The organism is Kribbella yunnanensis, from assembly GCF_039529655.1.
GTDB lineage: Bacteria > Actinomycetota > Actinomycetes > Propionibacteriales > Kribbellaceae > Kribbella > Kribbella yunnanensis.
In genome coordinates this window covers 13350-32003 of sequence record NZ_BAAANF010000037.1, presented here as the reverse complement: position 1 = coordinate 32003, position 18654 = coordinate 13350, and the positions used below count along the sequence as shown (strand labels likewise).

The window sequence follows — 18654 nt, the reverse complement described above, 5'->3', positions numbered from 1 at the left end:
CTTTGTGCACGAGAGCCATCTTTGTGTATCCACCAGTCACTTTTGGGGGCTCTGCATGGTTGGTGGGTTCCCAAAGATGAGCTTCGTGCACAAAGAGCAGCGGGGGTGTTGGGGAATGGGGGGCTGCTCTTTGGGGGCTCGGGGTGAGGCTCGGGCTCGGGCTCGGAGTGGGGGCTCGGGCTCGGGGTGGGGGCTCGGGCTCGGGGTGGGGGCTCGGGCTCGGGGTGGGGGCTTAGGTGAGGGCTACACGGTTGGGTGAGGGGTGGACGGTTAGGTGAGGGATACGCGGCCGGTGTCTAGTTCGTAGTAGGCGCCTACTAGTTTGAGCTTGCCGGACTTTTCCAGGGGGGCGATTACTGGGGATTTGCGGAGTTCGGCGAGGACCAGGTCGACGTTGGCGTGGATGGCGTTGGTTAGGCGGTCGCCGGGTTTGCCTTCTGCTTGGCGTACGGCGGGAGTGAGCGTCTCGACGAGGTAGCCGATCTGCCCGGCTTCTGAGGTTCGCTGGTGGGCGTCGATGGCTTTGATGGTGGCGTCGAGCGCACCGCAGCGTTGGTGGCCGAGAACCACCAGCAACGGCGTGTGCAATTCGGCGACACCGAACTCAAGGCTGCCGACGACCGAGTGATCGAGGGCTTCACCAGCGCTGCGTACGACGACCAGGTCGCCGAGTCCCTGGTCGAAGACGAGCTCGATCGGCACCCGCGAGTCGACACAGCCGAGCACGGTCGCGAACGGGTGCTGTCCCTTGCTGACCGCGACCCGCCGGGCCACGCCTTCGTCCAGCCGCTCGTCGCGGTCGGCGACGAAGCGGGCGTTGCCGGCGACCAGGCGAGCCAGTGCCTGCTCACCAGTGAGGACTGGGTCGGCGCTGGGCGGGATCGATCCGGCGGGAACAGAGTTGGCCGGCGCGACCGGCGATCCTGCACCAACCGGCGTACTGGCGGGCGTAGCCTCCGAACAGGCGACCAGGACTGCACTACCTGCTCCGACAACCAGTCCGGTGCGCAGGGCAGTGCTCAGGAAACGACGGCGACTGCTGGTGGTGCTCACGGCATGCTCCTCAGGAAAGGGGCGGCGGGGGCGAACGCCGCTCTCCGAAGGTAGCGCATTGCATACTGTCTGCAATACCCGGTCTTTGTGCAGATCTCTCGGCTTCCGCGCCGGGATCTGATAGATACCCCTTATGAGATTCCGCCCCAGCTCATTTCCCAGGTCCCTGCTTGTCGGCGCCCTGGCCCTGACGAGCGTCCTGTCCGGCCTTCCGGTCGTGCACGCGGCACCGGTCGCGACCGGCTGCCTCGACACCGGAGTGACCGGCACGGTCGAGGAGCAACGCCTCGGTCGCGGTATCGCCGGTGGACCTTCGGTGCCCGCCGAGATCCTGCGGCGGACCGGGTTCGACAAGCACGTGGAGCTGTTCGGCCGGTTGCTGTGCAGGATGCCGAGCCGCGAGGCCGCCAAGCAGCTGATCCGCACTCAGGGCGAGGCGCTGTGGCGGACGGCCGTGCACCGCGCTCAGCACCCGGTCTCCGGCGATGACGCACTGCCGTCCACCGACGACCGCGGTTTGTACTGGGCGCGCATCTCGATGGCACTGACGCTTCGCCAGTGGCAGCCGCGGTTCACGATCGGTACGGCGGAACGCGCGGAGCTGATCCGGTCGCTCGAGTACGCGTCTCGCGGGATCACGAGCACGCGGTTCTCCCCCGGCGTACGGAAGATCCTGGTGACCGGGTTCGATCCGTTCACGCTGGACGCCGACATCCGGATCGGGAATCCGTCTGGTGCGAATGCGTTGACGCTGGATGGACAGCGCTGGGAGGTCAACGGGACGACGTACGAGATCCAGGCGGTTGTCTTCCCGGTTCGCTACACCGACTTCGACCAGAACATGGTCGAGGATGCGCTGGCGCCGCACTACCGCGGTGGGGCGCAGCACGCGGACATGGTGATGACGGCGAGTCAGGGGCGGACGGGCATCTTCGACCTGGAGGTCTTCAACGGCCGTCGGAGGTCGACCAGTTCGATCGGCGACAACAACAACCTGTGGGGCGGCGGAACCGCCGCAGCTCCAGTCGTCTCGCCGAGCATGCCGAGTGGCCCGGAGTGGATCACCTCCAGCCTACCGATGGCGCGGATGGCTCAAGCCGACGTGACGCCGTTCCGCACCCGCGTGAACACCTCGGTGCTGGAGATCCCCGCAGGTCAGACCGCGCCGGTACGGCGGCCGTTGGGCCCGACGGAAGGCTCGATCGCCTCCGAGGGTGCCGGCGGCGGCTACCTGTCCAACGAGGTTGCCTACCGCAACACCCTGCAACGCGATCTGAAGGACCCCTCAATGCCGGCCGGACATCTCCACGTCCCGGTCCTGTCCTTCGACGCAGCCAACAAGACGACCATCACCGACCCGACCTACGAAGCAAATCGCGAGGCGATCATCCGCGGTGCCCACGCCGTACTCCGCCAGGCCTTGTGATCAGTTTTCTGATCACCCGATCACAATCCTGAACGCGTCCAGCACCGACTCCACCTGGTAATCGGCCACTGGTCCGCCACGGCGATCCCCCACCAGAATCGTTCGGAGCCCAGAATTCTGACCACCCGCGACGTCGTACGCCGGGTGGTCACCCACCATCCACCCGTCCAGCGCGGCACCGGCCTCCTGCGCCGCGATGGCGAAGATCTCCGCCTTCGGCTTGCGCACACCGACCGCTTCGGAGACACAGCAGTAGTCCACCACTGCAGCGATCCCGGTGTGCTCGAGCTTCAGCGTTTGCTGCGCGACTGTCCCGTTCGTGACGACCGCGACCCGCCAACCTCCGTCCCGGAGTGCTGAGAGCCCTTCCAGGACGGCGTTTTCGGCGTAGGTGAACAACGGATGCTCCCGGTCGTAGCTCTCGACCGTCGGAGCGGAACGCCGCGTCGCGGTCGATGAGGGTGTTGTCCAGGTCGAAGCAGGCCAGCCGGGGCTGGGGCATCAGACGTCGATGCGGCTTTCGTCGAGTTCGTAGGCGCCTTGGACGATGAACTCCTTGCGGGGGGCTACGTCGTTGCCCATCAGGAGGTCGAAGACCTGGGCGGCGGCTTCGCCGTCGTCGACGGTCATCCGGCGGAGGGTGCGGTGCCGGGGGTCGACGGTGGTTTCGGCCAGCTGGTCGGCGTCCATTTCACCGAGACCCTTGTAGCGCTGCGGGGGCTCTTTCCACTTGACGCCCTTCTTCATCAGCTCGGCCGTCTTCCGCTGGTACTCCGCGTCGCTGTAGGTGTAGATGTACTTGTCCTGACCCTTCTTCGGGTTGGTCAGCTCGAAGCGGTGCAGCGGCGGTACGGCGGTGTAGACGCGACCGGCGTCGACCAGCGGACGCATGTAGCGGAAGAACAGGGTGGCCAGCAGGCAGCGGATGTGGGCGCCGTCGGAGTCGGCGTCGGCCATGAAGATGATCTTGCCGTAGCGGACCTGGTCGAGATCGAAGCTGCGTCCCGAACCGGCGCCGACCACCTGGATGATCGCGGCGCACTCGGCGTTCTTCAGCATGTCGCCGACGGACGCCTTCTGCACGTTCAGGATCTTGCCGCGGATCGGCAGCAGCGCCTGGAACTCCGAGCTGCGTGCGAGCTTCGCCGTACCGAGAGCCGAATCACCCTCGACGATGAAGAGCTCGGAACGGTCGACATCGTTGCTGCGGCAGTCGGCGAGCTTGGCCGGCAGGGCCGACGACTCGAGCGCGGTTTTGCGGCGTTGGAGCTCGCGGTGCTGACGGGCCGCGACACGCGTACGGGACGCGGCGACGACCTTCTCCAGCACTGCCCGGGCCTGCGCCTTGTGCTCACGCTTGGTCGAGGTCAGGAACGCTTCCAGCTCGGTCTGCACGACCTTGGACACGATCCGCGACGCGGCCGGCGTGCCGAGGACCTCCTTGGTCTGGCCGTCGAACTGCGGCTCGGCCAGGCGCACGGTGACGATCGAGGTCATGCCCTCGAGGACGTCGTCCTTGATCAGCTCCTCGCCGCTCTTCAGCAGGCGGGTGCCCTCCATCGCGTTGGTGAAGCTCTTGGCCAGCGCCCGCTCAAAGCCGGCCACGTGCGTGCCGCCCTTCGTGGTGGCCACGATGTTCACGAACGAGCGCAGCTCAGTCTCATACCCATCGCCCCAGCGCACCGCGATGTCCACGTCGAGATCGCGCTCGACATCGGTCGGCGTCATGTGGCCGGCGTCGTCGAGCATCGGCACGGTCTCGGTGAAGTGACCGGTCCCGGTCAGCCGGATCACCTCGGTGACCTTCTGGTCGGTGGCCAGGAACTCGCAGAACTCGCTGATCCCGCCGTCGTGCTTGAAGTGCTCCTCGCTGACCTCGTCACCGCGCTCGTCGCGGATCACCAGCTCCAGGCCGGGGACCAGGAACGACGTCTGCCGCGCCCGGGTGACCAGCTCGTCGTAGTTGAAGCTCGCGTCGCGGGTGAAGATCTGCCGGTCCGCCCAGTACCTGATCCGGGTCCCGGTCATGCCCTTCTTCGCGCGCCCGGCCTTGCGCAGACCCTTGGCCGCCGTGAAGCCGGCCGCGGCGCCCTCGGCGTCGAACTCACCGGCGACACCACGCCGGAACGACGTGGTCCAGACCACTCCACCACGATCGACCTCGACATCCAGCCGCGCGGACAGCGCGTTCACCACCGAGGCGCCCACACCGTGCAGACCACCGGAGGCGTTGTAGGAACCGCCGCCGAACTTGCCACCGGCGTGCAGTTTGGTGAACACCACCTCGACACCGCTGAGCTTGGTCTTCGGCTCGATGTCGACCGGGATGCCGCGGGCGCGGTCGCGCACCTCGACGGATCCGTCCTTGTAGAGGATCACGTCGATCCGCTCGCCGTGGCCGGCCAGGGCCTCGTCGACGGCGTTGTCGATGATCTCCCACAGGCAGTGCATCAGGCCGCGGCTGTCCGTGGACCCGATGTACATCCCGGGGCGCTTCCGGACCGCCTCGAGTCCTTCGAGGACGAGCAGGTTGCGGGCGTTGTACGTCGGGTCGAGCTCGGTACTACGAGGCGTCGGGGCGGCCACAGGGCTCCTTCACTGGTTCACCAACTCACTACGGGGACAGCCTATGCGGCCGCACCCCCAAAACCTGTTAGCACCTCCGACAGTCGGGGCACCTGATGAGTCAACGAGAAAGGTGTTGTCTCAGATATCGATCCGGACTCGATCGGGCGTGCCCCACGACACTCCGCGGATCAGCACGGCGTGACCAATTCATGGCGCAGAGTGAGATAAGACACGCCCGACGCAGCGCGTGCCGCCTAATTCGCTCGAATGAGAAACGATTCCGCGTCAGCATGCGTCATAAGGGAGCAGGTGGTTCGTCTCACATTCGGACACGTTGCCCCCACCGGGAAGCGATCCGCATGTCAGGATGTTGCTATCTGGTGAGAACGGAACTAGATGAGATGAGGCCTCAAGTGACTACAGCACTCGCCCCGAGTTCGGCCCTGTCGGCCGCGGATCGTTGTGACCGCTGCGGTGCGCAGGCCTACGTCCGTGTCACCTTGACCAGCGGTGGGGAGCTTCTGTTCTGCGCCCACCACGGCCGGGAGCACTCGGACAAGCTGCGCAACATCGCCGTCACCATTCACGACGAGACGGGTCGGCTCGACGCCGCTCCCGCCGCCGTCGCCCCGGAGGACGAACGGTAAGCCAGGTCTCATAAACGCGCCAACGACGGCGCCAAAGCCCTACAGATCCGATGGCGGTTCCCCGAGCGGGAGTCCGCCATCACTCATGTCATCGGGCGCCTCGAGCACGGTCAGCACCCCGTCCACAACCCGGATGGACAAGCGATCGGGCCCGAGGCGCAGCCCGGTCAGCGTGAGCTCACTCCACGGCAGCGATGCCGCCGGGGTGAAGCTCAGCGTCCGACCGGGCACATCCGGTTCGATCCCGAGGGCAGCCACCAGCACCGCCACCGCTGAGGCGGCCGCCCAGGCCTGTGGACGGCACGAGCTCGGGTACGGCGTGGGTCGCGTCTCGGCGCTCAGCCCGCGACCGCCGTACAGCTCGGGAAGTCGGTACTCGAAACTCTCGGCGGCTCGGACGAGACCAGCCACGTACGACGAGGCGACGTCGGCGTGGCCAGCGGCGTACAGGCCCTCGACGGTCATGGCGGTGTCGTGCGGCCAGACGCTGCCGGTGTGGTAGCCGATCGGGTTGAACCGGGACATCGTGGTCGACAGGGTGCGCAGACCGAATCCGCTGTCGAGGTCGTCCTCACCGAGGACGTCCGCGACACGCTGTTCCTCGTCCGCGTCCAGTAGACCGGTTCCGAGCAGATGCCCCATGTTCGACGCACGGCCGGACACCGCGTTCTTGGCGCCGTCGAGGGCGATCGCCGGGTACCCGTCGACCCAGAACGCACTGCGGAAGCGTTCCTGCAGCGCTGCTGCCCAGGCGCGCCACTCGTCGCCCGACTCGCCGAAGGCGTCGAGCAGTTCAGCACCCCGTACGGCGGCCGCGTACGCGTAGCCCTGGACTTCGCACAACGCGATCGGTGCGGTGGCGATCTCGCCGTTCGGCCATTGCACCGAGTCGTTCGAGTCCTTCCAGCCCTGGTTCGCCAATCCGTGGCCCGATTCGTCGATGTACTCGAGGAATCCGTCGCCGTCCGGATCGGCGTAGTCCCGCATCCAGGCGAGTGCTCGGCGCAGATTCGGCAGCAGGTCGCGCACCTCATCAGCCGGCATCCCCCAGCGCCACGCCTTGTGCAGGGTGGTGATCCAGAGCTGGGTCGCGTCGTGCGTGCCGTAGTACACCGGCGGAAGGACGAAATCGGCACCGTGCTCGGCCGCTTCGGCGCGGAGTTCGTGCGGGATCTTCCCGGGCTGCTCGGCGGTGTCGATCGTGACCTCGGTGCCCTGCCACTTGGCCAGTGCCCGCAAGGTGCCGGCCGCCAGCTCCGGGTCGACCGGAATCAGCATTCCCGCAGAGATCAACGAGTCCCGGCCGAAGAGTGTGAGGTACCACGGCGGGCCTGCTCCGAGGTAGCGATCGTTGCCCACCGCAAGTTGCAGCGCGCGGACATCGTCGAGGGACCGTTCGAACCAGCGTTCAACTCGGTGATCACTACAGTGAACACTCGCCGTGTACAGAATAGTGTTCACCGGTGGGTCGATCGTGAACCCGCTGAGCGTGGGCGGGCCGGGAGCGATCACTTTGATGATCATCGTGAACTCCTCCCCCGGCTCCAGCTGCGGTGTCGCAGATGTTCCGGGGTCGAGCTCGGCGGTGACCCGTGTGCCCTCATTCTCCCAGTAGAGACGGCCCAAATCGTCGTACTGAGCCTCGAGAGTTGGCAGTGTCACAGCACTGCTGTTGCGGACCTGGACGATCCCGGCGAGATCGGTGCCTAGGGCAACTTCCAGGCGGCAGGTCAACGTGTCCCGGGAGTTGTTCACCAGCGTGATCTGCTCGGTCATCCCGTCGCGGGTGACCTCACGCCGGCGATAGAGCAGGGCAGTCTCCTCGCGATCGACCTTCGCGACGTACACATGAGTCGACGCGCTCTGCTCGTCCACCTGCAGCGGAATCGGCTCCACCCCGTCGACCGTGACGACGAGCTTGGACAGCAACCGTCTGTCGCGGGCATAGACGCCTTCCACTCCGGTGCCGGTGAGTTGACCGGAGCGCGGCGACAGGACCACCCAGGGAGCAGCCAGTGCAGTGACCAATTCGTGCAGCTGGGACATGCCACCACCCTAAACGCGCCCGAGATGCGGCAGAGTGTGCGTGTGAACACTGCGATGACGGTCCTCGTCGGGGTAGCGATCTTCGTCGGCATCCTCGGCATCGTGATCCCCGTGCTGCCCGGCGCCATCCTGAGCCTCGCAGCCATCCTGGTGTGGGCCCTCGTGGAGCGCAGTGCCACGGGATGGGTTGTCCTCGGCATTGCGGTGATCCTGATCGGTGCCAGCCAGGTGGTGAAATACATCGTTCCCGAACGCCGGCTGCGAGAGTCCGGCGTCCCACGACGCTCGATGTTCATCGGCGTCCTGCTCGGTATCGTCGGCTTCTTCCTGATCCCGGTGGTCGGCATGTTCGTCGGCTTCCCGCTCGGCGTCTACGTCTCCGAGCGGCAGCGCCTGAAGACCCACGCGGCGGCCTGGGCGTCGACCAAGCACGCCCTGAAGGCGACCGGCCTGTCGATCCTGATCGAGTTCATCGGTACGTCGCTCGCCGCGGCCGTCTGGTTGATCGCCGTACTGTTCCTCTGAGACCTGATTGCCAGGGTTTTCTCAGGCGCACCGGAGCCTCGTCTCAGACCCGCGAGAGAGTCTGGGCCGCATGGCACTGTTCAGGAAATTCTCAGAGAAACGCTGGCGCATCGCGGGCACCATCGCCGCGGTCGCCGTCACCACCACGGCGGGCGGTGTCGCATGGGCCGCAACCAGCGCCGACCCGACCCCGTCCCCCTCCGCATCCCCGTCCACGCCGGCCCAGCCGGGCGACCCTGACAAGGGTCCGGGACGCGGTTTCGGCGGTCCCGGCAAGTTCCTCGGCCAGGGCGGCGCGCTGCACGGAGAGTTCGTCGTGAAGAAGGAAGGCGGCGGCTACCAGACCGTGGCCACCCAGCGCGGCGAGGTCACCGCGGTCAGCAAGGAATCCATCACGGTCAAGAGCGAGGACGGCTTCAGCCGCACCTACACGCTCACCGAGGACACCCTGGTGAACGCCGCTCGCGACGGGATCGGCGACGTCAAGACCGGGAACACGGTCAACGTCTCCGCTCTGGTCGTCGACGGCAAGGCCACCGCGACCAGCCTCAGCGACGGGACTGTCCGCAAGGCTGCCGGGGAGAAATGGGGCTTCCACCGCGGTCCCCGCTGAACAACTCACAGCGGATTGCCAGGAATCTGCCAGGGTGAACATGGGTAGCAGCGGCAGACTGTGGGCATGAGCCCGCATCTGCTGGTGGTCGACGACGAGCCGAACATCGTCGAACTGCTGTCCGCGAGCCTGCGCTTCGCAGGGTACGACGTGTCCACGGCCAGCCATGGCACCGAGGCCCTCCGCAAAGCCCGGGAGGTCCAGCCCGACCTGGTCGTGCTGGACGTGATGATGCCCGGCCTGGACGGGTTCGAGGTGGTCCGGCGGTTGCGGGGTGAGGATCGGCATGTGCCGGTGTTGTTCCTCACCGCCCGCGACGCCGTCGAAGACAAGGTCCTCGGCCTGCAGACCGGTGGCGACGACTACGTGACCAAGCCGTTCAGCCTCGACGAGCTGGTCGCGCGCGTCCGCGCCCTGCTCCGCCGCTCCGGCCACCGCGAGCAGACCGCGACAGAGTCCGCCGTACTGCGGTATGCCGATCTGGAGCTCAACGAGGACAGCTACGAGGTCTTCAAGGCCGGCGAGGCCGTGCAACTGTCGCTGACCGAGTTCAAGCTGCTGCGCTGCCTGCTGGAGAACGCCGAGCGAGTGATGTCGAAGGGCCAGATCCTCTCCGCGGTCTGGAACTACGACTTCGCCGGTGACGCTGGCGTGGTCGAGTCCTACATGTCCTACCTGCGCCGTAAGGTCGACACCGGCGACCAGAAGCTGCTCCACACCGTCCGCGGGGTCGGCTACGTCCTGCGCACCCCCCGAGGCCCGAGCTGATGAACGTCAACCACCGCCGCTTCACCGAGCGGTACCCCCTCCGCGTCACCATCGTCGTCGTCCTGCTGACCCTGGTGGCGCTCGCCTTGGCGGCCTCCGGCGTCCTCGCGACCACGATCATGCGCGGCTACCTCGTCGACAAGGTCGACACCCAGCTCTCCCAGGTCGCCGCGCCGATCCAGCGCGGCCGCCGTCCGGCTCCCCCTCCGGGCGGGCCCGGCAGAGGGCTCCCTAGCCAGTTCACCATCCAGCTCAGCGATCCCGACGGGAACGCCGCGTCCGGCGGCCCGTTCCGCGCGCCCCTGGGCGAAGGGGAGGCCGGGCCCGACCTCCCCAGTCTCACGCTCGCTCAGGTTCAGGCCCGGAACGGCAAACCTTTCGACGTACAGGCGGTCTCCGGCGGCGACACCTGGCGTGTCCTCGCCCTCCCACTGAACGACAACTCCGGCACGGTCATGGTCGCGCAGAATCTGCATGACGTACAGCGGACTGTGCAGCGGTTGGTGGGGGTGCAGGCTGCGGCGGGGCTGATCCTGCTCGTGTTGCTCGCCGGGGTCGGGACCTACGTCGTACGGCGGAGTCTTCGCGGCCTCGAGGATGTCGAGCACACCGCGGTCGCGATCGCCGGTGGTGACCTGAGCCGTCGGATTCCGGATCGCGATCCGCGGACCGAGGTGGGCCGGCTGTCGTACGCGCTGAACCAGATGCTCGGGCAGATCGAGAATGCCTTCGCCCAGCGGACTGCTTCGGAGTTTGCGGCCCGGCAGTCGGAGGACCGGATGCGGCGGTTCGTCGCGGACGCGTCCCACGAACTGCGCACTCCCCTGACCTCGATCCGCGGTTTCGCCGAGCTCAGCAGGCAGCGTGGTGTGGTCGAACCGGACGTGATGAAGCGGATCGAGGACGAGGCCAAGCGGATGGGTCTGCTCGTCGACGACCTGCTCCTGCTCGCGCGTCTCGATCAGCAACGACCGCTCCGGATGGAGGCGGTCGACCTGCTCCCGGTCGCTGCCGACGGCCTCCACAACGCCCAGGCGGTCCAACCCGAACGGAACATCTCGCTGAAGATCCTCCCCGGCTCCGAAGCACCTGTCGTCCAAGGCGATGAGGCGCGACTCCGCCAGGTCCTCGGCAATCTGATCAGCAACGCGCTCCACCACACCCCCGTCGACGCCCCGATCCTCGTCTCGGTCGGAACGCGCGGGCGCGACGCCGTACTGGAGGTCAGTGACTCAGGTCCCGGTCTGTCCGATGAGCAGAAGGCGCGTGTGTTCGAGCGGTTCTACCGCGCAGATTCAGCACGCACCCGTACGACGGGTGGCTCGGGGCTCGGGCTGTCGATCGTTGCGGCGCTTGTCGCGGCGCACGGTGGCCGCGTGACTGTCAATGACACCCAGCCGCACGGCGCGACCTTTACCGTGCTGCTCCCGCTGCCGCGCTAGCCGCGGTGATCTCGGCCGCGATTTCCGTGGCGATCTCGATCGCCCGGGCGGCCAACGGGGACTGCGATTCCGTGTTCGGCCAGTGCAGGTAGATCCCGCGGGTGGGCGCCGGCTGCAACGGGTGGATCGCCAACCGCTCGTCCAAGGGAACCTCGGATCCATAAACGGCGAGCCACGGCAGTACCGCCCAGCCGAGTCCAGCCCGAACCATCGACAGGATGGTCGCGTTGCCCGGCGAGCGGAACGCGATCTCTGGCCGCGCGTCGACGTCAGCAGCCGGCCCCATCCACAACTGGTCACACGACTCGTGGCAACCAACCATCGGCCGGCCATCCAGAACCTTCAGTGAAGCCGGGCCCGCCGGCAGGTCTCCGGCCCGGGCCACCAGGAAGTAGACATCGTCGATCAGCCGGGTCTGTACGACGTCGCCGTCGATCGGCCGGTCGAAGAAGACCAGGTCGAGATTGCCGACCTGCGGATCGTCAGCCGGCATGTCGGAGAGCCTGATGTCGCAGTCAGGCTGCTCGTCACGCAAGCGACGGATGAGCGCGGGCAGGATCACGTGCGACACGCTCTGGAACGTGCCGATATCGATCCGGCCACCGCCGGCCTTGAATCGGCCGATCGCATCGGACAACGCGTCCGCCTTGGCCAGCAGCTTACGTCCTTGCTCGAGAACCACCACACCGAGTGGCGTTAGCCGCACCGGCCGCGGACCTCCCGGCCGATCGAACACCGCTCCCCCGACCGATCGCTCCAGCGCAGCGATCTGCTGGCTGATCGTCGACTGGGTATAGCCGAGGCGGACCGCCGCCCGGCCGAACGTGCCCTCCTCGACGATCGCGACCATCGTCCCCAGATGCCGCAGCTCAACTTCCACCATGACCTGAATATAGCCGATAGCGATCATCATGATCGAAAACAATCGCTTTTCACGATGTTGGGATTTTCTCTACCGTCGAAGACATGACCACGCTGAGCGCAGCACCCACCACGACCATCGGCCGGACGCGATCGCGGCTGTCGAGCCTAGTGTGGGCGCTCACGGCGACCCACTTCGTCACCCGGGCCGGCGGCGTCGCGCGCTCGTTCCTGGTGCTCTACCTGACCCAGGAGCGCGGCCTCTCCGCCACGACAGCCGGAGCGGTCGTCGCGGCGGTCGGAGTCGGCGACATCGGCTCGCAGCTGCTCGGCGGCTGGCTGAGTGACCGCATCGGCCGCCGCCGGACCATGCTGATCGGCTTCCTCGGCACAGCCGTCGCGCTGATCGCCCTGGGCGCGGCCACCACGCTGCCCGCGATCGCCGCAGCCGCTCTCGGCATCGGCCTGATGGGCGAACTGTTCCGCCCGGTCGGATCCGCCGCCCTGGCCGACCTCCCGCCGAGCGAGCGGATCCGCGCCTTCGGCCTGCTCTTCTGGGCGGCCAACGTCGGCTACACGATCTCCACGGTGGCCGCCGGCGTCCTGGTCCGGCACGGGTACGGCGTTCTGTTCTGGATCAACGCCGCGGCCGCTGTCCTCGCGGCGCTGATCGTGTGGCGCTGCATCCCCGAGACTCGTCCGGTCGCCGCGGAATCGACCCGCCGGGCACTGCTGCCGACGCTCCTCCGCGACCGGGTGATGCTCGCGATGGTCGGGATCCACATCGTCTACTTCACGGTCTTCATGCAGGTGTTCTCGACACTGCCGCTCGTGATGACCGGCGACGGCCTCGGCCCCGGAACCTTCTCGATGGTGCTGGCTCTCAACGGGATCGCCATCGTCGTGGTCCAGCCGATCGCCGTCCGGCTCCTCGACGGACGCGACACCGCCTCGGTCCTCGCCGTCTCGATGCTGTTGGCCGGAGTCGGCGGCGGAGCCTCCGCCGTCGTCCACGGCAGCGTCGCCTACGCCGCCGCGATCATCGTGTGGACGCTCGGCCAGATCGGCGTCTCGGTCCTGTTCGGCGCCACCTTCGCCGGTATCGCACCGGCCGACCTTCGCGGCCGGTACATGGGCATCGCCTCCACCACGTGGAGCCTCGGTGCCGTACTCGGCCCGCTGCTCGGAACCGCCGTCCTCGACCACGCCGGACGAAGCACCCTCTGGGTGACAAGCTCGGCGCTCGGAATCGCACTCTTCATCGCCCAACGCCTGATCGCCCCGTCGCTGCGCAACCGCACCAACCAACTTGCTGGAGGAAACTGATGTCGACCACCGAGCGGTTCGTGAACGTCAACGATGTGGAACTGTGTGTGCAGACGTTCGGCGACCCCGCCGACCCGGCCATCTTGCTGCTGCACGGAGCAGGACACTCCCTGCTCGCCTGGGACGAGGAGTTCATCGGCAGACTGGTTGCCGGCGGACGGTACGTGATCCGCTTCGACAGTCGCGACGCGGGTCGTTCGACCAGCTACCCCGTGGGAGCGCCGACGTACGGGCTGCAGGATCTGGCGGCGGACGCGGCCGCACTGCTTGTAGAGCTCGGGATTCCGGCCGCGCATGTGGTGGGGATGTCGCAGGGATCCGGCGTGGCTCAACTGCTGGCGCTGGACCATGCTGACCGAGTGACTTCACTGACGCTCGCGTCGGGGACGCCCGGCGGGCCCGGCCACTGGTACGACGATCTGCCGGGCATGTCAGAGGAGATTCAGAAACTGTTCGCGGATGAGCCGGCGCAGCCGGACTGGACCGACCGGGCGGCGGTCATCGAGTACCTGGTCGAGGCCGAGCGTCCCTTCTCCCCCAGGTTCGACGAGGACCGGATGCGCACATGGTCCGCGCAGGTCGCCGACCGGACCGTCAATATCGCCGCGCAGCTGACCAACCCGTTCCTGATCAGTGCAGGCGACCCCTGGCGCGAGCGGCTCGCCGAGCTCCGGGTACCGACGCTGGTGTTCCACGGGGCCGACGACCCGATGTTCCCGATCGGACACGGCCAAGCCCTTGCGGCGGAGATCCCGGGCGCCGCCTTCGTGCCGCTGGAGCACACCGGCCACGAAGTCTTCCCGCGCCACACGTGGGACAGCGTCGTACCGGCCATCCTTGGTCACACCGGGTCAGAGGACCGGGAAGGACCTGTTCGCTGACTCACCGTGTTCGAGGACCTGAGCCGCAGGGCCGAGAAGTTTGGGGTCCGGCCGCGCGACCAGCTCGTGGTCCTTGTCCGTGTAGTCGTAAAGGCTCAGGACGTGCCGCATGGCCTCCAGCCGGGCCCGCTTCTTGTCGTTGCTCTTCACAACGGTCCACGGCGCGTGCGGCGTGTCGGTGTAGTGGAACATCGCCTCCTTCGCCTCGGTGTAGTCGGCCCACTTGTCCAGCGAGGCGAGGTCGGTCGGCGACAGCTTCCACTGCCGCACCGGGTCGATCTGACGGATCGTGAAGCGGGTCTGCTGCTCGGCCTGCGACACCGAAAACCACAACTTGACCAACAGGGTGTCCGACCGGACGAGCATCCGCTCGAACTCGGGCGCCTGCCGCATGAACTCCTCGTACTGATCGTTCGTGCAGTACCCCATCACCCGCTCGACACAGGCGCGGTTGTACCAGGACCGGTCGAACAGGACCATCTCGCCGGCCGCGGGCAGGTGCTCGACGTACCGCTGGAAGTACCACTGGGTCTGCTCGCGCTCGGTCGGCTTCTCCAGCGCGACGATCCGCGCACCACGCGGGTTCAGGTGCTCCATGAACCGCTTGATCGTGCCGCCCTTGCCTGCGGCGTCGCGGCCCTCGAACACGATCACCAGCTTCTGCTTCGACCGCTTCACCCAGTACTGCAGTTTGAGCAGCTCGATCTGGAGCAACCGCTTGTCCCGGTCGTAGACCTCCCGCGAAAGCCGCTCGCCGTACGGATATCCCTCGCGCCAGGTGTCCACCGGCGTACCGTCGGCGCGGAGCAGGACAGGATCATCGTCTTCCTCGTCGAGAACGCGGAAGCCGAGCTCTTGGACCAGATCAGGGGTGCTCATCGTCGTCCTCGCTTCGCTCCGGGCGCCGCTGAGGCACCTTGTGCCCTGTACCTTCTGATGACCTCGCTGCGCTCGCTCATAGCGCTAGGTTCGGCTGGCCGGATGACATCCAGGTGAACAGGTCAGCGGTCGAGCACCGGGAGTGGTTCGGCGCGGCCGACGATGAACGCGTAGGTGAGCGCACCGATCACCGCGACCACTCCGGCGACCAGAAACGACGGGAGGTAGTTGCCGTCATACAGGTCGAGGAGGAGGCCGAAGACGAAAGGGCTGATGATGCCGGCGATGTTCGAGGCGAAGTTCTGGATCCCGCCGATCGACGCGACGTGCCGTGAGCTCGGCGCCACATCACCCGGCAGCGACCAGATCCCCGTGGCCGCGATCGCCAGGCTCGCGTACGAGATCGCCAGGAACAGCAGCGCGACGTACACGGACTTCGCCGGCGCCGCGAACACGATCGCGGCACCGCCGAGCAGGCCGCCGACCATCACCGTCTTCCGCACCCGGGTCACGTCGGCGCCGGCCCGAATCCGCCGGTCCGCGACGATGCCGGCGATCCAGCCGCCCGCGATCGCGGTGATACCGGGGAGGGTGCCCAGCGTGCCCAGCTCGGCGAGGTCGAGATGCCGGGCGTCCTTCAGGTACGACGGGAACCAGGTGAGGAAGAAATAGATGACGAAGTTGAGGCAGAAGAAGCCGAGCATCATGCCGCGGATCGTCCGGTACCGGAACAGGTCCCGCCAGCGGATCTGCGCCGCGGCCTCGTCATCGGTCTCCTCCAGCCGCGCGCCGTTCGTCGCGATGTACTCGCGCTCGGCGTCGTTGGCACCGGAGTGCTCCCGCGGGTCGCGGTAGTACCAGTACCAGACCGCGGCCCACATGATGCCGATCACGCCAAGCACGACGAACGAGAAATGCCAGCTCACCAACGCGATCAGCGCTGTCACCACCGGCAGCGACAGCACCGTCCCGACCCGCGACCCCGAGTCGATCACCGCGGTCGCGAACGCCCGCTCATGCCGCGGGAACCATCGCGAGGCCGCCTTGGTGGCACTCGGGTACGCCGGTGCTTCGCCCGCACCGAGCGCGAACCGGAACGCGAACAGCGACCAGAACCCGCGAGCCAGTGGCGTCAGCGCGGTGACCACACTCCACCACAACGCCGCGAACGTGAACGCCTTCCGCGACCCGTACCGGTCCGCCATCCAACCCGCGGCCAGCATCGCGCCGTCGTACGCCCAGAAGAACGCGCCGAGGATCAGCCCCTTCTCCGCGTTCGACAGATCCAGCTGCAGGTCCTCCTGGATGAACGGGAGCGCGACGCTCAGGTTGGCCCGATCCAGATAGTTCAGTGACAGCCCGATGAAGGCCAGTCCGAGGATCAAGTAGCGCCTGCGCGTCGCGCCCGGTGGCGCCTTCACAGAGGTGGCGGTCACTGTGTGCTCCGATCTCATCGCGGATCGTTGCACGTTATCGTGCACACCACTTTTGTGCAGACAAACGTTTCACCCAGCGGACTCTCATCCGGTGAGTTTCGACAGGAACGACAGGTCGAGGGTGGCCGGCTTCAGCTGGTACGGCGGGGGTGTGACGCCGGCCAGGTGTTGCAGGAGGTAGTTCCAGCGGCGGCGGACGACGTAGTGCTCGTAGCCGATCATGATGTGTTCGGCGCGCGGTAGCACCAGCAGGTCGAAGTCCTTGCCAGCGGCAATCAATCGCTCGGTCAGCCGCAGGGTGTGATGCGGGTGCACGTTGTCGTCCAGGCCGCCGTGCATGAGGAGCAGCTTGCCCTCGATCTGGTCGGCGTAGTCGAGCAGCGAGCCGTCGGTGGTGGCGGGCAGGCCGGGCGGGACGACGTACGTCTCGCCGAACGCCTGCAGGTAGTAGCGGTTGTCGAGGTTGCCCGACTCGGCCACGCCGACCTTGAAGAACTCGGGGAACTCTCCCATCGCCCGCACCGTCGAGTAGCCGCCGCCCGAGGCGCCGAAAATGCCGACCCGGTCCAGGTCCATCCACGGCCGCGTCTCAGCCAACTGCCGGATCGCAGCGACGTGGTCGTCGATTCCGGCGCTGTAGTTCCCGTACGACGCGTCGTGGAACGCCTTCTCGCGACCCGGCACGCCACGAGCATCCACCACCACGACCACGAAACCGAGAGCCGCCATCGGATCCGCCTCGGCGCCGTACAGACCGGGGTCGAAGGTCGGGACGACGCGATTCGTCTGAGGGCCGGCGTACGGGTGGTCGACGATCGGGTAGCGGACCGTCGGGTCGAAGTCGTGCGGCTTGTACAGCAGGCCGTACAGCTCGGTCACGCCGTCGGCGGCGAGCACCCGGAACTCCTCCGGTGGCTGCCAGCCGATGGCGACCAACGCCGTACTGTCTGCCGCCTCCAACTCGACCAGCAGCTGACCGGTCCACGATCGGACCGTGTGCACCGGCGCCAGACCGACCGTCGAGGCGCTGTCGACGAAGTAGCCACCGTTCGGCGGAACCGCGACCTCATGATCCAAGTCGTCGTTAGTGACTCGCGCGAACCCGCTGCCATCCAGACCGATCCGGCAGACCGTACGGCGCAGTGGGCTCCCGTCGACCAGTCCCGCGGCGGTGAAGTAGACGACGCGCTCGGCCAGATCCACGTGCAGGAGCTGCCGGACACTCCACTCCCCCGAGGTGATCTGCCCCAGCAGTTCGCCGGTGCGGACGTCGTACCGGTAGAGGTGCGGCCAGCCGTCTCGCTGCGAGTACCAGAGCACCTCGTCTCCACACACTCGACTGATCGCCGGCAGGTCCATGAACTGGTTCGGCTCGATCCGCGTTGGCGCGGTCTCGCTCACCACAAGTGAGACCTCACCGGTCGTCGGGTCCAGACGCTTCAGTTCCAACGTCCGCTGATCCCGTGGCTGGTCGAGGAAGTAGACGGTCTCGCCGGACCACCACGCCCACTTCCGCGCGATCGGTGAGAGCAGCGACAGCACAAACGGCTCACTCTGTGCCCGGACTGCAGCTCCTGTCTCGACATCCAGTACGACGAACTGCGCCAGCGGCACGTGCTCATCGCCCGGGTACGCGTACCGCTGTGTCAGCAGCTCCGGTGCACCACCGTCATCCGGCAGCACGTCGATCAGATGCGCCTCCCGAACCAGCCGACTGTCCAGCTGATGCGTCAGGATCCGGCGCGAGTCCGCTGACCACGCCACCGCCGAAGGAAGATGCGGCAGGCCGAGCTTGCCCAGCAGGATCTTGATCGCGAACGGGCTGGTCCCGTAGTCGTAGTCGACCTCGCCATCCGTGGTCAGCGGCCGCTCGGAACCATCGGAAACCGTGCGCAGCCACAGATCCGGACCCTTGCGGAACACCTCGTGCTTGCCGTCCGGCGAGACAACAGCCAGGAAGTCTCCGGTACCAGGCGGTGTCGGCATCGCCTCGATCTCGTTCCGCGTGCCGGCGGTGGGGTCGACCTCGTAGGTGTGATCGGCACCCGAGCGGGTGACCTGGTAGCTGAAGCGTGCGCCGTCGTCGCTCCAGTTCGGGGTGATGCGGCCGGCGTCGACCAGCTTCGGGCGGTTGTGCCGGAGCAGGGCTTCAGCAGCTTGTACGTCGATCATCGGGCGGAGTC

Annotated in this window: 16 protein-coding genes; 8 read left to right on the top strand and 8 right to left on the bottom strand. The window is 67.1% G+C overall.

Annotation, left to right across the window (positions count from 1 at the left end):
* Positions 1-270: 270 nt before the first annotated feature.
* Entirely contained in the window at positions 271-1053 is a 783-nt protein-coding gene (locus ABD231_RS41220; protein ID WP_344165704.1) for a carbonic anhydrase, read from the bottom strand.
* Between the two features lie 133 nt (positions 1054-1186).
* On the opposite strand from ABD231_RS41220, the gene ABD231_RS41215 reads away from it, so the two are divergent.
* Complete coding sequence (locus ABD231_RS41215) at positions 1187-2479, top strand: pyroglutamyl-peptidase I (RefSeq protein ID WP_344165701.1); 1293 nt, start codon at positions 1187-1189, stop codon at positions 2477-2479.
* Positions 2480-2491: 12 nt separating this feature from the next.
* On the opposite strand, the gene ABD231_RS41210 is transcribed toward ABD231_RS41215, so the two are convergent.
* Together ABD231_RS41210 and ABD231_RS41205 are read right to left on the bottom strand one after the other, a co-directional pair.
* Complete coding sequence (locus tag ABD231_RS41210) at positions 2492-2878, bottom strand: HAD family hydrolase (protein WP_344165698.1); 387 nt, start codon at positions 2876-2878, stop codon at positions 2492-2494.
* A gap of 102 nt (positions 2879-2980) precedes the next feature.
* Positions 2981-5065 (bottom strand): DNA gyrase/topoisomerase IV subunit B, encoded by a 2085-nt coding sequence (locus ABD231_RS41205; RefSeq protein ID WP_344165695.1) that lies wholly within the window; start codon positions 5063-5065, stop codon positions 2981-2983.
* A 383-nt stretch (positions 5066-5448) separates the two neighbouring features.
* Between ABD231_RS41205 and ABD231_RS41200 the strand changes: the two genes are divergently transcribed.
* Entirely contained in the window at positions 5449-5694 is a 246-nt protein-coding gene (locus tag ABD231_RS41200; RefSeq protein WP_344165692.1) for a DUF7455 domain-containing protein, read from the top strand.
* Positions 5695-5733: 39 nt separating this feature from the next.
* On the opposite strand, the gene ABD231_RS41195 is transcribed toward ABD231_RS41200, so the two are convergent.
* On the bottom strand, positions 5734-7740 hold the full coding sequence (locus tag ABD231_RS41195; protein WP_344165690.1) for a glycogen debranching N-terminal domain-containing protein: 2007 nt from the start codon (positions 7738-7740) through the stop codon (positions 5734-5736).
* A gap of 42 nt (positions 7741-7782) precedes the next feature.
* Between ABD231_RS41195 and ABD231_RS41190 the strand changes: the two genes are divergently transcribed.
* The 4 genes from ABD231_RS41190 (at position 7783) to ABD231_RS41175 (ending at position 11088) form a co-directional block, all read left to right on the top strand.
* Positions 7783-8265, top strand: coding sequence for a DUF456 domain-containing protein (locus ABD231_RS41190; RefSeq protein ID WP_344165687.1), 483 nt, complete (start codon positions 7783-7785; stop codon positions 8263-8265).
* A gap of 70 nt (positions 8266-8335) precedes the next feature.
* Complete coding sequence (locus ABD231_RS41185) at positions 8336-8878, top strand: hypothetical protein (RefSeq protein ID WP_344165685.1); 543 nt, start codon at positions 8336-8338, stop codon at positions 8876-8878.
* A gap of 66 nt (positions 8879-8944) precedes the next feature.
* Positions 8945-9646, top strand: a complete 702-nt coding sequence (locus ABD231_RS41180; RefSeq protein ID WP_344165682.1) for a response regulator transcription factor — start codon at positions 8945-8947, stop codon at positions 9644-9646.
* On the top strand, positions 9646-11088 hold the full coding sequence (locus ABD231_RS41175; protein WP_344165679.1) for a sensor histidine kinase: 1443 nt from the start codon (positions 9646-9648) through the stop codon (positions 11086-11088). The genes ABD231_RS41180 and ABD231_RS41175 overlap by 1 nt, the downstream gene beginning before the upstream one ends.
* Here the strand turns inward: ABD231_RS41175 and ABD231_RS41170 are convergent.
* Entirely contained in the window at positions 11060-11971 is a 912-nt protein-coding gene (locus ABD231_RS41170; protein ID WP_344165676.1) for a LysR substrate-binding domain-containing protein, read from the bottom strand. The genes ABD231_RS41175 and ABD231_RS41170 overlap by 29 nt on opposite strands.
* Positions 11972-12054: 83 nt before the next feature.
* Here ABD231_RS41170 and ABD231_RS41165 point away from each other — a divergent pair, with 83 nt between their 5' ends.
* Complete coding sequence (locus ABD231_RS41165) at positions 12055-13275, top strand: MFS transporter (protein WP_344165673.1); 1221 nt, start codon at positions 12055-12057, stop codon at positions 13273-13275.
* A complete protein-coding gene (locus ABD231_RS41160) occupies positions 13275-14156 on the top strand; it encodes an alpha/beta fold hydrolase (protein WP_344165670.1) in 882 nt (293 codons plus the stop codon). The genes ABD231_RS41165 and ABD231_RS41160 overlap by 1 nt, the downstream gene beginning before the upstream one ends.
* On the opposite strand, the gene ppk2 is transcribed toward ABD231_RS41160, so the two are convergent.
* The 3 genes from ppk2 to ABD231_RS41145 form a co-directional block, all read right to left on the bottom strand.
* Entirely contained in the window at positions 14127-15035 is a 909-nt protein-coding gene (gene ppk2, locus ABD231_RS41155; protein ID WP_344165667.1) for a polyphosphate kinase 2, read from the bottom strand. The genes ABD231_RS41160 and ppk2 overlap by 30 nt on opposite strands.
* Positions 15036-15157: 122 nt before the next feature.
* Entirely contained in the window at positions 15158-16489 is a 1332-nt protein-coding gene (locus ABD231_RS41150) for an MFS transporter (RefSeq protein ID WP_344165664.1), read from the bottom strand.
* Positions 16490-16555: 66 nt separating this feature from the next.
* Positions 16556-18643 (bottom strand): S9 family peptidase, encoded by a 2088-nt coding sequence (locus ABD231_RS41145; protein WP_344165661.1) that lies wholly within the window; start codon positions 18641-18643, stop codon positions 16556-16558.
* Positions 18644-18654: the final 11 nt, after the last annotated feature.